This window comes from Pedobacter sp. SAFR-022, assembly GCF_051965375.1.
In the GTDB taxonomy this organism is placed as follows: domain Bacteria; phylum Bacteroidota; class Bacteroidia; order Sphingobacteriales; family Sphingobacteriaceae; genus Pedobacter.
Map to the genome: position 1 here is coordinate 157,224 of NZ_JBQCME010000002.1, position 14,364 is coordinate 171,587.

Genomic DNA, 14,364 nt, shown 5'->3' on the forward strand with positions numbered 1-14,364 from the left:
AAATATTAAGCAAAAAATCCGTGTAAGAACCACTGTGAAGGGGTATCACTTCCATAATGCCCCAATCTGAAGAGCCAGTAACGTTGCCCAAGTTTATCTTCTACCTGGTAATAATCCCGGTGTTCGCCTTTGTCTGCCCACCATTCCCGTTCAATCCGTTCCGGGCCGTCAGATTTTTCAATATAATGCACCTTATCCTGATACCGGAATGACATGGGCGGATAATCAGGTACGGGGGCGGTAACTTCGATTAAAACAGGCTGTTTTAACAGCAGGGTAGGTCGGGGACGATCTTTAATCCATTTAGTTGCAGGTCTTTCCTCCAGCGATGTAGCCAGCTTAATGGAGCGCTCCGGCCAATAGTGTTCAGCGGGCAGGTAACGGTGAATGGCATTTGCGCCAACTTTACCCGCCAGCCGGTCCAGCAGTTCTGCAAGTTCCTGTTTTTTGAGCCCCTGCTTACCTGCCCATAATGCTTCTTGCGTTAATGGTGCATCTTCCACCTGTGTAGCCTCGAGCAGGAAAAGTTCGATGCCAAAGGCAGGCCTGATGCTGGAGATATGAAGTTCGAAAAGCTTGTACAGATGTTGTGCATGATTGGAAGCTTTGCTGGTTCCAATGCAAACCTGTTCCATCTTTCCATCTACCCGGAAACATTTTAATACCGCTTTGCGCAATCCTTTGCCTTCTTTTTGCAATCGTTCACAAAGAGGGTCAAGCAGGCGGCTGATGGCCACTTCAATTCCGGCAGCGGTACGAATGGGTTCGAGGCAAGGCAGTCGCTCCTGGAAAGGCTCAGGTGGCTGTATGGCTTGGATATACTCAACTTCCTGACCCAATGCCTGGCTAAGCCTTTGAAGCAGCCCTTCACCAAATCTGCGGCGTAAAGCTTGTCGTGGCATGCCTATAAAGCTTTGAATTGTAGTTAAGCCTAACTTATGCAGCCGTTCCAGTACGGGCATTTCCAGCCGGAGCGCTATCGGGGGAAGGTTTAGCAAGGCATCAGCTTCTGCTCCACTTTCAATAATGGGCTTCGTTCTTCCAAAACGTGCAATAGCCCATGCCGTACCGATGGTGTCTGCAATAGCAGCCCTTGCATAATAGCCCTTACTTTCCAATCGGGTAACAATCTCTTTAAGGTACGCGGCTTCCCCAGCCCAGAGATGTGCACAGCCGGTGATGTCTAGGATTAAGCCATAGGGCTGGTCGGCCGCAACAATAGGCGCATAGCGGATGCACCATTCGCCTAAACCTTTCAGCAGTTTTGCTTCCCGGCCAGGTTTAGCATCAATGATCTCCAGGCCCGGGAAGATGGCTTTTGCATCCGCCACATTCATTCCTGTGAGAACACCTTCAGATTCCGCTGCCGGATTGATGGCGCTAATGATCTTTCTTCCGCGTTCAGGTACGGCAAAGGCAAAAGGTTTACCCGCCAGATCCGGTCTTCGGATGGTTTGCCAGTCGGTAAGCAGATACCGGAACCATATGGATAAATAACGCCTCATGATTATCCGATTTTACGTTTAGGCAGCTCCTGCGGAGCAGCTTCGGGAATTACTTCAAATTTGCTGGCTGCCCATTCTATTTGCCATGTGCCGGGATTACCATTCCGGACCCGGAGCAGTTCTACTTGCCAGCGGGGGAAGCCAAGACCAGGCATGCCATCTTTAGATTCACTTTCTACAGGTGTGATTTGCCAGCGCGCTACACAGGCGGTTGAGGTTATCCGGTCTGCAGCAGTACGGAGTATAAAGCCGGTAACCTGACTTTTTTCCAGCGCAAGCTGCAGGCGACGGGATTGCGCAAAGCTGATGTCGCGTATTTCAGCGATCACTGCGGCAAGTTCCTTGCATTTAAGTGCTTCTTCCATTGCCCATAAGACATCCCTTTCACGGTCAAGGTCTATGAAGATGATCTGATGGGGTTCTACGCCATAGGCATATAAAGCAGTAGGAAATAAGTTTCTGGATCTGCTGATGTACAGGCATATTCCATCCTTTTGCATCAATACATTCAATAAGCCAGCAATAAAACCCTGACTGGCGGCCGTACACTCAGGTTTAACGCACAAAAACTCGTGTATGGCCCCAGTAGGGAATACTGCATTGGGGAAAGCAGTTTCAATAGCACCCAATCCAATGCTTTGTTCAGCAACTGATGCTGGCTTAAAACCTTGTAGCAAAAGTATTTCCTTTTGCAATTTGGCAATGACATCCTTCTTCGACTTCTCCTGTTCCATAAACTACTTGCAACAAAATTAATGCTAAAATATTTAGCTAACATAATTAAATGCTAAAATAGTTATCAACACAGGGTTTGGTTTGATTTATTGTTGGGGTATACAAGGGGTACACCTGGCATTGACAAGGGGTTAACAAGGTAACTGGCCCTGTCAACCCCTTGTCAACCCCCTGTTAACCCCTTGTCAAGGTCTTGTGAACCTTTGCTTCATTACAAGGCTAATTACAAGATCTTCTTACTAATATTTTTATCATTTGTAGCATTGTTGCAACGCAGCTCGTTTAAACGATATGAAAAAGACACTTTTACTTGTATTGTCCGTTTTTGTAGTAGGTATGTCCGGCTGCAGTACAATGAAAAATAAAACTACGGCTGAAATGGTGACATTAACCGGCACAATTGAAGAAGCAGGAATGACGAGCTATCAATATGGAACTCATAAGATCAAAACAGAAGCTAAGACTTATGCCTTGAAAAGTAGCAAGATAAATCTGAACGATTATACAGAAAAGCCTGTTACGATTAAAGGAACAAAGGTATCAGGATATCCATTGGAAGCTGGGCCGGAGTTGATCGAGGTGTTAGAGATTTCGGCAAAATAACATCAAAGAGCATAGGGTATGCATAAAATCGTATGGCATACCACAAAGCTGAATTAGACAAACGGGATTTGCTTTATTGCCTGGTTGCACGATTATAAATCATTATTGATTATAATGTGTTAATTTTGAATAAATCAAATTCAATCGTTTTGGCTAAAATCAAAAAGAACTCACACAAAGTCCTGTACCGTAAATACTCGTATAACATCAAATATATTATGATGTTCCTTACGGTGATGTTTATTGCTTTTTTCTTGCCAAAACAACCCAGGTTTCGCTATGAGTTTGAAAAAGGTAAGGTTTGGATGAACAAGGATTTGATCTCCCCATTCAGCTTTGCTATTTTAAAGACAGAGCCAGAGGTAAGTACAGATAAGCGGGATGCGCTGGAAAACTTGCTGCCGATTTACAGATACAATGCTGATCTGATCAATGTTGTTGAAGATGCGTTTTTAAATGAATTTGAGGTTAAATGGCGTGGTGCAACCTTTGAAGAAACTGACCGGGAGCAGGTTCGCCAAAGTGCAGTAAATCTATTAAAGTATATTTATCAGAAAGGTATTCTTGCGCCACAGCCAAAACACCAGAAAGGCGCTAAATATTACGACTTTTCATTATTGAATAACAATGTTTCTAAAGTCGTAAGTAGTCAGGACGTATTTACTGTTCAAACAGCACTTCAATATTTTACAGACAATTTTAAAGCTACAGACCTCAGGATTAAGGATCTGGTGATAAATCTGGTGGAGGATCATCTGCAGCCGAACATTCTGTTTGATGAGAAAATGACAGCTGTGGTACAGACAAACACCATTAACAGCTTGTCGACTACCCGGGGGATGGTACAGAAAGGAGAGTTGATCGTAGCAAACGGAAACGTAGTTGACGATGAGACATTCCAAAAGCTGCAATCTTTTAAAGAGACCTACGAAGTGCAAACCAAGACCATTGGTGATAGCAAGCTGGTATTTTTAGGGCAGATCATCCTGGTAGGCTTTATTGTAAGTTTACTGATGGTATTCTTATACATGTTCCGTAAGGACATTTTTGCAGATAACCGGCAACTTTCGCTGATTCTGCTGGTGATCATCTGTATGCTACTGGCCCTAACCTGGGCGATTAAAATTGATCTGCCCAGTTTATATTACATTCCCTTCTGTATTGTACCCATCATTATCCGGATTCTTTTTGATACCCGATTGGCGCTTTACCTGCATTTACTGGTGATTCTGATTGCTGGCTTTTTTGTTCCAAATAGTTTTGAGTTTGTATTTTTTCAAACCACAGCAGGGATGGTGGCCATTTACAGTATTCGTAATCTGGTAAAGCGTGAACAACTTTTGCTTTCTGCTTTATTTATCCTTTCTGCTTATTTTATCTGTTATGTTGGCGTGGCCTTATTAAGAGAGGGGACGTTTGATGAAATCGAGTGGATTAACTTTGCACCTTTTGTGGTGAGTGTATTGTTGTCACTGATTGCTTATCCAGTGATCTACGCATTTGAACGGGTGTTTGGAATAACATCGGATGTGGCGCTTATTGAAGTCACCAATACCAATAACAAACTACTTCGGGAACTTGCCTTTAAAGCGCCAGGAACCTTCCAGCATTCTTTACAGGTTGCAAATCTTGCCGAGGCAGCAATCTTTAAGATCGGAGGCAATGCCTTGCTGGTTCGTGCGGGTGCGTTGTATCATGACATTGGTAAAATCGAGAATCCTCAATACTTTATTGAGAACAATACAGGCGTGAGTCCGCACGACAAGCTTCCTTACGAGCAGAGTGCTCAGATCATCATTAAACATGTCCATAAAGGCATAGAAATCGCCAGGAAGCACCAGATCCCGGAAAGCGTAATCGACTTCATTAAAACGCATCATGGAAATACACGTGTCGATTTCTTTTACCAGTCTTTTTTGAAGAATTCACCAGAGAAGTTTGTTGATGAGAACATTTTCAGATACCCTGGTCCAATCCCTTTTTCTAAAGAAACTGGTGTGCTTATGCTGGCAGATTCGGTGGAAGCGGCTTCAAGAAGTCTGAAAAATCCGGATGCGCAAAGGATAAATGACCTGGTTGAACGGATCATTGACTACAAACTTGAACAAAAACAGCTGGACAATTGCGATTTAACGCTAAAAGACCTGGAAACTATTAAGCTGATATTCAAGACGATGCTGATGAGCATCTATCATGTGCGTATAGATTATCCACAAACAGTGTAATTTTTTTTTGCAAACATGTTTGAATTACTATATTTGCAACCTCTTCAGAATACAGCGAAGACGATTGGAGAGGTGCCTGAGTGGCCGAAAGGAACAGTTTGCTAAACTGTCGTACTGGCAACGGTACCGCGGGTTCGAATCCCGCCCTCTCCGCATCAAAAATGAGAATATAGCCTTTAGCATATCGCTAGAGGCTTTTTTTATGTACAAATAGTAAAAAGGGATACTTTTTAAGAGGTGTTTTAGTGAAACAGAAAGATTCCTTTAATCATTCCTTTTGTTGCTATAAGGAATAAAATCTAAGAAGAAATGTTATCAGGATTGGCACATCTCTTAGGATAAGATTTGAGTATAATCCAGATCAAGCTCCAACACCTGTCGGACCATTAGAGGTATATGTTACCGGACTTAGGTATGTATTAGCTAAGTAAGACGTAAACGATTAACAAAGCCTCTCAGAAATGAGGGGCATTTTTATGTCACTTTATTTCTGAGAGGCAAACGCATCATTCATTCCGACTTCTCACTATTTCCCATGTTTAACCATAACGTTGATTTGGAGTAACAACAGTTCGCAGCGGACGCATAGTGGACTGATAATCAGGTAAATTAGATAATCAAAAACTATCTAACATGAAAAAGATCTTTATTATCTCCTTAGTTGCAACTGGCTTGCTTGCGACTTTAGGTTCCTGCTCTAAAGAGGAACTAGCAGACACGAAGCCGGTAACCAGTTTGCAAAATACCGAAGACCCAGATGGTGATGGACTGACTTTCCTCCCGGAAGGCGAAGTCTACTTTATAGAGGACTCCGTGTCAATTTTCGGCCAGGCCGGTACAAAATATTTGTCTTTTAAACCGCTGAATTTAGAGAAGTACAAGAATGGTGAGCAGCTGGATTCTATCTGCAATCACGATATAGCGGTAAGATTTGATACCAAGGGCCGCAAGAGTCACAACAAATGGGCCTATTGGGGAGATAAACCATGGGTAGTTGAAGATCACCCTCCGGTAATCACTTTTACCGTCGGTAGCACATTAATCATCAGATTATCTAAGATGGTGACCGCCTTTGGTTATGAAATCAACTCTCCTTTCACAGGGGCAAAGCGGGCAATACAAACAACTGCTAGAAACTCCCAGCTGAACAAAACCATATCTCCAGTTCTGGTAAGTTATACAGGCAACCTACCTACTAATCGACCACCCTTTGGAATGCCTGGGGGAGCTCTTTTGTACGGAAAAGAAAGTAAACTACCATTTGATGAGATCATAATTAAAACTATAGGTAATAGTACCACTACTCAGCCGCTTCCGGGGCCGTTCGATATTATACTTGCCAATTTTAGGTATAAGCTGGCGGAGTAGGATTCGAATTTACTGACAGGATCAACATGCAGACAGTAATTAGTAGCTTAGATGACATATTCAACTATTCAGATGGAATTATCAGCACCTACTTGCTATTTAACGCTATATAACAAGGACCTACAACCAGCTAAAATTTAAATTTGTCTAGCTTTAATCTCAATGAAAATGCCCCATTGAAGGGGCATTTTCATTGAGATTAAAGCTTCGTTATAACACCGCCACTACGCGTTTCGTCTTAATATCTCCAGTGGAGGTCTGTTCAACGCAGATCTGCTGTTTAACACCCCAATAATGGTTGTTAAAAGAGAAATACTAAAGAATATGCCCAGTACTGTTAGCCAGTCTGGAGAGAAAGGCACCTCAAAGCTAAATCTTGCCAGCGCCCAGTTTCCAATTAAAGCGAGCATTATACCAGTAAAGGCAGCGATGGCGCCGAGAAAAAAGTATTCCAGTGCCGTAATCATAAAGACCTGTACACTGCTTGCACCAATTGTTCTGAGCAGTACACTTTCCTGCATACGTTGATATTTACTGATCAATACAGAGGATATCAGTACAATTAAGCCAGTAATGATGCTAAAGGCAGCCATAAAGCGTATCACAAAGCCAATCTTGTTTAAAATCTCATCTAAGACGGTTAAGATCAGTGCTAGATCTATAATGGATACATTTGGATATTTGGATACTACTTTTTGCTGAAATGCTGCAGAAGCTGCTGCATCAGGAACGCGGGTTACCAGCACGTGAAATTGCGGGGCGTCATCAATTACACCCTTCGGAAAGACCAGTCTGAAGTTCGTTTGAACACGATTCCAATCGACTTCTCGAATGCTACCAACAATGGCTGGCACCATCACGCCCTGCACATTAAATAACAAGCGGTCGCCGATGCTGAGGTGCGAAGATCTGGCATAACCTTGCTCGAGCGAAATGCGGGCGGTATCCTGTCCCTGAACCTGGCCCTGCCATTTGCCTTCAATCAGGCTTTCCGTAGAAGTAAGGCTATCACGGAAGGTAACGCGTAGCTCTCTATTATAAGCCCGGTTGGAGTATTTTCTCGTGGAATCATTCTTGTTTTCAACCGCATTTACGCCATTTATCTCCTGCAACCGCATAGTCACGATCGGCACTTCCTGGATCAGTGGTAGACCTTCAGCCTTCGTCAGCGCCGTTAAAGCTTCGCGTTGCTTAGACTGAATATCAAAGATCACCATATTTGGCTGGTTTTCACTCGTGGAAAGGGTGATGCGGTCTAATAGAATGGATTGTACAAAGAATAAGGTACATATGAAAGCTGTTCCAAGTCCTATTGATAATACCAGGATTGTGGTCTGGTTATTTGGTCGGTACAGGTTGGATAAACCCTGTCGCCAAATGTAGCTCCAGGACGAGGGGAAGAACCTTCTTATTAGCCAGATGCTCAATGCTGCTACTGCATAAAGTACAATAAAGCCGATTACAATACTCGCAGAGAATACCAGTGTATCCCGCCAGCGATCAAGCTGTAGCCTCGCAAAACAGGTGATAAATCCAAATATCAACAAGTAAACGAACCAGCGCCAAGGATCATTCCCGGTTTCTTCCGGTTGATCTGATACTCTGATGGTGTTTAAAGGAGATACCTTCCGGATGGATATCAGCGGTAACAATGAAAACAGTATCGAAATGATTACACCCAGTAGAATGCCTTGAAGAATGGCTTTCCAGGATATGGTTACTTGTAACTCCAAAGGCAGAAAATCTTTAAAAACTGCAGGTAGTACCTGTTGAATGATCGACCCTAATATGGCTCCGGCTACTGCGCCAATAAACCCAATAGCGGTGATCTGGATGAGGAATATTAAAAAGGCATGTCTGGAACTTAACCCCATACACCTTAGAATCGCAATGCTTTGCATCTTTTCTTTAACATAGATGTGGACGGCACTTGCTACCCCAATACAACCAAGTAGCAGGGCAATAAAACCTACAAGGGAGAGAAACTTGGTGACATCAGAAAAGGACTTACCGGTGCTTTCCTTTTTGGATTTAATGGTATCCTGGTCGAGATCATGCTTTTCAAAAGCAGGTGTAAGCTGGGTAACCATTTTCTCGACATCATGTCCTTGCTGGAACTTATAGTAAAAGTTATAATTTATCCTGCTACCTTTTTGTGCAAGGTTCGTTGCCTTTAAGTATTTCATTGGCATGAATACCGAAGGGGCAATGGTGCTGGAAAAACCGGTTTGTCCGGGTGCCTGGTTTAAAATACCTGCAATCCGGAAGTTTACTTTGCCGATCTGCACGGAATCACCAACGCTGGCTTTGTATTGCAGCATCAATGTTTTATCTACCAGAACATCCTGTTGACCACGGAAGCTTTTTGCTGCAGTTTGCGGTGTGGTTTCTATCTCTCCATAAAAGGGGAAATCGCCACTTAGTGCCCGGATCTGTACAAGCCTGGTGCCGCCGCCTTTTATAAACAGGATCATTGATGGAAAGCTCTGCTCTTCGCTATAAGAAACTGCCTGCTTTTTGAGTGAGTCGGTAAACTTACGAGCTGCTGCATCCGGCGACTTGTTAGTTCTTACATCTAAGTCTGCGCCAATCAGCGTCGCAGCCTGGCGGTCAATATCCTGGGTCAGGTTGTCGCCAATAGCATAAATGGCGACCAGGGCCGCAATTCCAAGCACCATCGAGGAGATGAAAAGAAACAAGCGCGCTTTGTTTTTACGGCTATCCCGCCATGCCATCTTCAGCAGCCAGGGAAAGTTAATGGTGTTATTTTCCATAGCTATAAGCCGTCATTTAATATGGTTCCACCTTTTAATCGTATAATCCTGCTTGTTTTTGAAGCCAGTTCAAGATCATGGGTGACCAGGATTAGCGTGGTACCTGCATCTCTATTCAATTCGAAAAGGAGCTTTTCTACCTTCTGGCCAGTTTCCGTATCCAGGTTACCGGTAGGTTCATCGGCGAACAGGATTTTTGGACTGTTTGAAAATGCTCTTGCCAGGGAAACTCTTTGCTGCTCGCCTCCGGATAGTTGTGATGGGTAATGATGACCTCTGTTTGCAAGTCCTACTTTATCTAGCAGGCTTAAAGCCCTGTCACTGACGTTCTTTTCGCCCCTTAGTTCAAGTGGTACCATAACGTTTTCCAGTGCGGTAAGCGTAGGCAGCAGCTGAAAGTTTTGAAATATAAAGCCCACGTGCTGGTTTCTTACCCGGGCACGTTCATCTTCGTTTAAGTGATCCAGCTCTATTCCATTCAGGATCACGGATCCGCTGCTTGCGCGATCTAGTCCTGCACAAAGTCCCAATAATGTCGTCTTTCCACTGCCGGAAGGACCAACTATGGAGACGGTAGAACCTTGTTGAATTTCGAAGTTTATGTCTTTTAATACACCTAATGATTTGCCCTGAGCAGGGTAGTTCTTGCTAAGATTGCGTACGCTTAAGATTTCAGTCACAGATCGTTTAATAATTTTAAAATTTAAAACCTAAATCTATTGGATATGTTTTGGTATTTCCAGTTACTTTGCGATCATGACACTACACAGATTTTCAAGACTATGGTTCCTGTTGCTGACTTTTCTCGTTGCATGTGGAAATAGTAATAACAACACCGCTGATTCGCAAGCTGTTAAAGTAGAAAAAAAACAGGAGGAAAAAAGAAAGACGGTTTTATTTTTTGGGGATAGTCTTACAGCAGGTTATGGCTTGGAAGACCCTGAAGCTGCTTTTCCTTACCTGATTGAGCAAAAAATAGATTCTTTGAACCTGCCATACAAAGTGGTGAGTGCTGGTCTGAGCGGCGAGACTTCGGCTGGCGGTAAAAACCGGATTGATTGGTTGCTAAAACAGCAAATGGATGTTTTCGTACTTGAACTTGGTGCAAATGATGGCCTCAGAGGTCTGGATGTAAAGGAAACCGAAAAGAACCTACAGTCTATAATTGATCAGGTGCATGCCAAGTTCCCGGAAACGAAGCTTGTCATCACTGGTATGATGGTTCCGCCGAGTATGGGCGCTAAATATGCGGATGCTTTTAAAGGAATATTCCCAAGGCTGGCTAAAAAGAATAACGCTGCCTTCATTCCTTTTCTACTGGAAGGCGTGGGTGGTGTCCCTGAATTGAACCAGGGTGATGGCATACACCCAACGGTAGAAGGGCACAAGATCCTCGCGGACAACGTCTGGACCGTGTTAAAGGATGTGCTCTAAGCTCTTGTCAGCCATGAATTCGAGATTATAATGATGGACAGGAAAACATTTCTTTCTGCCATAAGTGTATTGACAGCCGGCTCTGCCGTCCAAGGGTTTGCTGCTGAAATTGAGAATAGTGCTGGAAAGCATATCATTCCCCCTTATTTGAAGCCTGGGGATACTATCGGAATCACCAGTCCAGCCGGATACATCAGCCTGGAGGCGATTCAACCTGCAAGATTGCAAATGGAGCAATGGGGCTTTAAGGTGCTCGTAGGTAGCACCATTGGGAAACGGGATTTCAGCTTTGGAGGTACTGATGAAGAGCGAAGGATTGACTTGCAGTCGATGCTTGATGATCCTGGGATTCATGCTGTGATGTGTGCAAGAGGCGGCTATGGCATGGTTCGGATCATCGATGACTTGAATTTCGCGATTCTTCGAAAAAGACCTAAATGGATTATTGGATTCAGTGATGTTACCGTAATCCATAGTCATCTAAATAGGCTGTTGAACATGCCCTCGATCCATTCCAAGATGTGTAACAGCTTCCCTGATGTATGGGAGCAGGCTGAACCGATACAAATTGAGACAATCTTATCTATAAAAGATGCACTGATGGGAAGGCAGATGAATTATCGGGCCGAATATCAACCATATAATAGGATGGGTACTGCGCGTGGTCAGTTGGTGGGTGGTAATCTAAGTATTCTCGAAACCTTGTCTGGGAGCAAATCTGCATTACAGACCCGAGGAAAGATCTTGTTTTTAGAAGATACGGGCGAATACCTCTATAGGGTGGATAGAATGTTTTGGAACCTAAAGCGCTCCGGAATGCTTGACGGACTTGAAGGATTGATCATTGGCAACATCAAAACTAAAGCTGATGACCCAGGAGAAGCTTTTGGCAGAACAATCTATGATATTGTTTTGGAAAAAGTGAAGGGGTATTCCTTCCCGGTTTGTTTTGACTTTCCTGTGGGTCATCAGCGGAGTAACTTTGCGCTTAAATGTGGTATTATACATGAATTGAGCGTTTTTGCAGGTGGGACAAGCTTGAAGTCCCTGGCTTAAGTGGCGATTAAGCCATCATCAGCTTTATCTTCTTCGGGCTTCTGAGAATTTCCGAGATCCGTTTTAGATGGGGTGCCAGTTAGAGATCCATCATTGTCAGGCATTGGTTGATCGCCATTGTTGGATTGGTTAAGGTTTTCGACGCCCGGAAGGTCATCAGTATCGCGGTGTTCTGTGGTACTGTTGTAGTCTGGGGTGGTAAGGTTCTGTGGGTGGTTGATGTCATAGTTCTCTCCACCGGGTGCATTTTCTTTTGGATTTTTATCGTTGGTTACCATAGGATTAAGCTTTTCTAGTTAAAATTATTACTTTAGGAACTTAACAAAATCAGTAGTAAATGGTTTTAATATCCAAAAGGCGTTGTAAAAACCTTCAATTGATGAATAATTGATTTGCAGGAAATCCAATAATTATTAACTTTAAAACATAATCAAATAACTAATTTCAAAAGAGCATGGAAAAATTTTCAAAATTAAAAGAACTTGTTGCCGGAGTTGAAGCTGACGCGGACAAATTTTATAACTCAGGTAACGGCGCTGCTGGTACACGTGTACGTAAAGCAATGCAGGAATTGAAAAACCTGGCGCAAGAGATTCGTACTGAAGTAACTGAGAAAAAAAATAGCGATAAGTAATCTGCTTTTAATAGGAAAAGGCCCGCAACTGCGGGCCTTTTTTGTTTATAGACGTAAGCAAATGCGTTGTAATTCTTATATTTAAGTACATATTCCTTCAGCGGAACTGCTGCTAGACTGACCCAGATTATGCAATCATTCTTTAAACTAAAAAGCGGACGCTTTGCTATTCCGATTATTTACATGATCTTCGGAATAGCATGGATTTTAGCAAGTGATCGCGTACTAACGTCAATGGAGCTGAATGCAGAGGGTCACCTGTTTACCTTGTTGAACTCTGCCAAAGGCATCACTTATGTCTTTGTAACCGCCTTACTTTTAGGTATGCTGATCTCCAAGTTCGAGCATAACCTTGTCAGCAGTGAAAGGCAGTACAGGAATATGTACCTTTCCAATCCCTATCCAATATGGTTTCTCGAACCGGAGTCATTTAAGTTCATTTCGGTGAATGACGCTGCTTGTTTCTATTATGGCTATAGTAGGAAGGAGTTTCTAGACATGACCATATTCGACATTCATCAGGATCAGGAGATTTCGGCAGTGAAGCATTTCTTTTCGAAATCTAATGATGCGGGTTATGAATTCGGGAAATGGAGTCACCTGAAAAAGAATGGTGAACAGATCTATGTGAACATCAGTTCCCTGCTCACCATATTGGACGAAAAACCAGCAATAATGGTGTTTGTAATTGATATTACTGAAAACGTGGTGTTCGAACAGGATCTTGTAAGAAGCCAGATCAATCTTGAAAGTACATTAAGCAGTATATCAGACAGCTATTTCACTGTAAACCGGGATTGGGAGATCACCAGTGCAAACAGCAATTTTTATGAAAGGACAGGTACAACAGCTGAAGTAATTGGTAAAAGTGTAAAGAGTGTTTTTCCCGATGCGCAGGAATCGGTGATCTTTCAGGCAGGCACTCGTGCAATGGAAGAAAGGCTGCCAACAAAGATTGAGGCTTACTATGGGAAGTTGAAGAAATGGTTGCACGTTGCCTGCTATCCAACTCAAGATGGTATCGCCGTATACTTCACAGACATCACTGATCGGAAGGAAAGGGAAGCAGAGATCATCCGGCAGAATGAACAGCTCAAGAAGGTATCCTGGTTAAATTCTCATGAAATCAGAAAACCCGTGGCTTCTATCATTTCACTTGTTGAACTGCTAAAAACAAGTACAGACAGCGTTGAAAGTGCCCAGATCATAGAACGAATGCAGAAATGTACCAGCGAGCTGGATAATTTATTGCATGAAATTAATAAGGAGGCGTCAAAGATATAAAACCTGAAAGGCCATTTTAGATGTGGCACAATCTTGGTATTTTATAATTAAACCCGTACAACTTGGAACAGCAATTATCTGACAAAGAAAAGGAAAAAAGAATAGCAGCACTCGAGGCGGTTAAGTTTGTGCAACCCGGAAGCATTGTAGGCTTAGGTACAGGTTCTTCAGCGTACTATGCCATTCAGCAGATCGCAGAACTTGTAAGGCAGGGTCTGCAGATTGAAGCTGTTGCAACATCTGAAAACACCGCCAGCCTTGCAGAAAGTCTTGGCATACCACTGCTGGGCTTTGATGAAGTACACTCCATCGATATCACCATTGATGGGGCTGATGAATTCACCTCAGATCTCAAGCTCATCAAAGGTGGGGGCGGAGCGCTGTTCCGGGAGAAAATTGTGGCTTCAATGACTAAACAGGAGATCATTATTGCAGATTCATCAAAGCTGGTAGACCAGTTGGGTGCTTTTACCGTACCGATGGAGGTTGTTCCGCTCGCGGTGAATCATGTCATGAAAGAAGTAAAGCTACTGCATGGAAGTCCGGTGCTGCGAAAAAAGAGCGGGCATTTGTATATCACTGACAATGGGAATTACATCATTGATGCTGATTTTGGCTTAATCGAGGACCCTGAAAGTTTGTCGGCAGCCCTAAACAACATTGAGGGGCTGCTGGTACATGGTATTTTCCTAGATTTGGCTGCTAAGGTGATCATGGGGGATGGTGACTGGGTTGTATATTTCTAA

13 protein-coding genes and 1 tRNA gene are annotated in these 14,364 nt (G+C 43.3%); 9 read left to right on the forward strand and 5 right to left on the reverse strand.

Annotated elements, in window-relative coordinates; all coding sequences use genetic code 11:
- Positions 1-5: 5 nt before the first annotated feature.
- Positions 6-1,505: a Y-family DNA polymerase gene (locus ACTHQF_RS06510; protein WP_440429182.1), complete on the reverse strand. Its 1,500-nt coding sequence runs from the start codon at positions 1,503-1,505 to the stop codon at positions 6-8.
- Positions 1,506-1,507: 2 nt separating this feature from the next.
- Positions 1,508-2,239: an ImuA family protein gene (locus ACTHQF_RS06515; protein WP_440429184.1), complete on the reverse strand. Its 732-nt coding sequence runs from the start codon at positions 2,237-2,239 to the stop codon at positions 1,508-1,510.
- 292 nt (positions 2,240-2,531) lie between these two features.
- Here ACTHQF_RS06515 and ACTHQF_RS06520 point away from each other — a divergent pair, with 292 nt between their 5' ends.
- From ACTHQF_RS06520 to ACTHQF_RS06535, 4 genes are all read left to right on the forward strand, one after another.
- A complete protein-coding gene (locus ACTHQF_RS06520) occupies positions 2,532-2,843 on the forward strand; it encodes a hypothetical protein (protein WP_440429186.1) in 312 nt (103 codons plus the stop codon).
- A 149-nt stretch (positions 2,844-2,992) separates the two neighbouring features.
- Complete coding sequence (locus ACTHQF_RS06525; protein WP_440429187.1) at positions 2,993-5,068, forward strand: HD family phosphohydrolase; 2,076 nt, start codon at positions 2,993-2,995, stop codon at positions 5,066-5,068.
- Between the two features lie 66 nt (positions 5,069-5,134).
- A tRNA-Ser gene (locus ACTHQF_RS06530) sits at positions 5,135-5,221 on the forward strand.
- Positions 5,222-5,701: 480 nt separating this feature from the next.
- The gene (locus ACTHQF_RS06535; protein WP_440429188.1) at positions 5,702-6,436 is read left to right on the forward strand and encodes a hypothetical protein; all 735 of its coding nucleotides are present in this window, start codon (positions 5,702-5,704) and stop codon (positions 6,434-6,436) included.
- A 224-nt stretch (positions 6,437-6,660) separates the two neighbouring features.
- On the opposite strand, the gene ACTHQF_RS06540 is transcribed toward ACTHQF_RS06535, so the two are convergent.
- Positions 6,661-9,210: an ABC transporter permease gene (locus tag ACTHQF_RS06540; RefSeq protein WP_440429189.1), complete on the reverse strand. Its 2,550-nt coding sequence runs from the start codon at positions 9,208-9,210 to the stop codon at positions 6,661-6,663.
- A 2-nt stretch (positions 9,211-9,212) separates the two neighbouring features.
- Complete coding sequence (locus tag ACTHQF_RS06545) at positions 9,213-9,890, reverse strand: ABC transporter ATP-binding protein (protein ID WP_440429190.1); 678 nt, start codon at positions 9,888-9,890, stop codon at positions 9,213-9,215.
- A gap of 76 nt (positions 9,891-9,966) precedes the next feature.
- Here ACTHQF_RS06545 and ACTHQF_RS06550 point away from each other — a divergent pair, with 76 nt between their 5' ends.
- Together ACTHQF_RS06550 and ACTHQF_RS06555 are read left to right on the forward strand one after the other, a co-directional pair.
- Positions 9,967-10,644 carry an arylesterase gene (locus ACTHQF_RS06550; protein ID WP_440429191.1) on the forward strand — a complete coding sequence of 226 codons (678 nt, stop codon included), beginning with the start codon at positions 9,967-9,969 and terminating at the stop codon, positions 10,642-10,644.
- A 30-nt stretch (positions 10,645-10,674) separates the two neighbouring features.
- The gene (locus ACTHQF_RS06555; protein WP_440429192.1) at positions 10,675-11,700 is read left to right on the forward strand and encodes a S66 peptidase family protein; all 1,026 of its coding nucleotides are present in this window, start codon (positions 10,675-10,677) and stop codon (positions 11,698-11,700) included.
- Here ACTHQF_RS06555 and ACTHQF_RS06560 read toward each other — a convergent pair.
- Positions 11,697-11,978: a hypothetical protein gene (locus ACTHQF_RS06560; RefSeq protein ID WP_440429193.1), complete on the reverse strand. Its 282-nt coding sequence runs from the start codon at positions 11,976-11,978 to the stop codon at positions 11,697-11,699. The two genes, ACTHQF_RS06555 and ACTHQF_RS06560, sit on opposite strands and share 4 nt — an antisense overlap.
- Positions 11,979-12,154: 176 nt before the next feature.
- Here ACTHQF_RS06560 and ACTHQF_RS06565 point away from each other — a divergent pair, with 176 nt between their 5' ends.
- From ACTHQF_RS06565 to rpiA, 3 genes are all read left to right on the forward strand, one after another.
- On the forward strand, positions 12,155-12,334 hold the full coding sequence (locus ACTHQF_RS06565; RefSeq protein WP_188626020.1) for a histone H1: 180 nt from the start codon (positions 12,155-12,157) through the stop codon (positions 12,332-12,334).
- A gap of 129 nt (positions 12,335-12,463) precedes the next feature.
- Complete coding sequence (locus ACTHQF_RS06570; protein ID WP_440429194.1) at positions 12,464-13,618, forward strand: PAS domain S-box protein; 1,155 nt, start codon at positions 12,464-12,466, stop codon at positions 13,616-13,618.
- Between the two features lie 62 nt (positions 13,619-13,680).
- Positions 13,681-14,364, forward strand: a complete 684-nt coding sequence (rpiA, locus tag ACTHQF_RS06575; protein ID WP_440429195.1) for a ribose-5-phosphate isomerase RpiA — start codon at positions 13,681-13,683, stop codon at positions 14,362-14,364.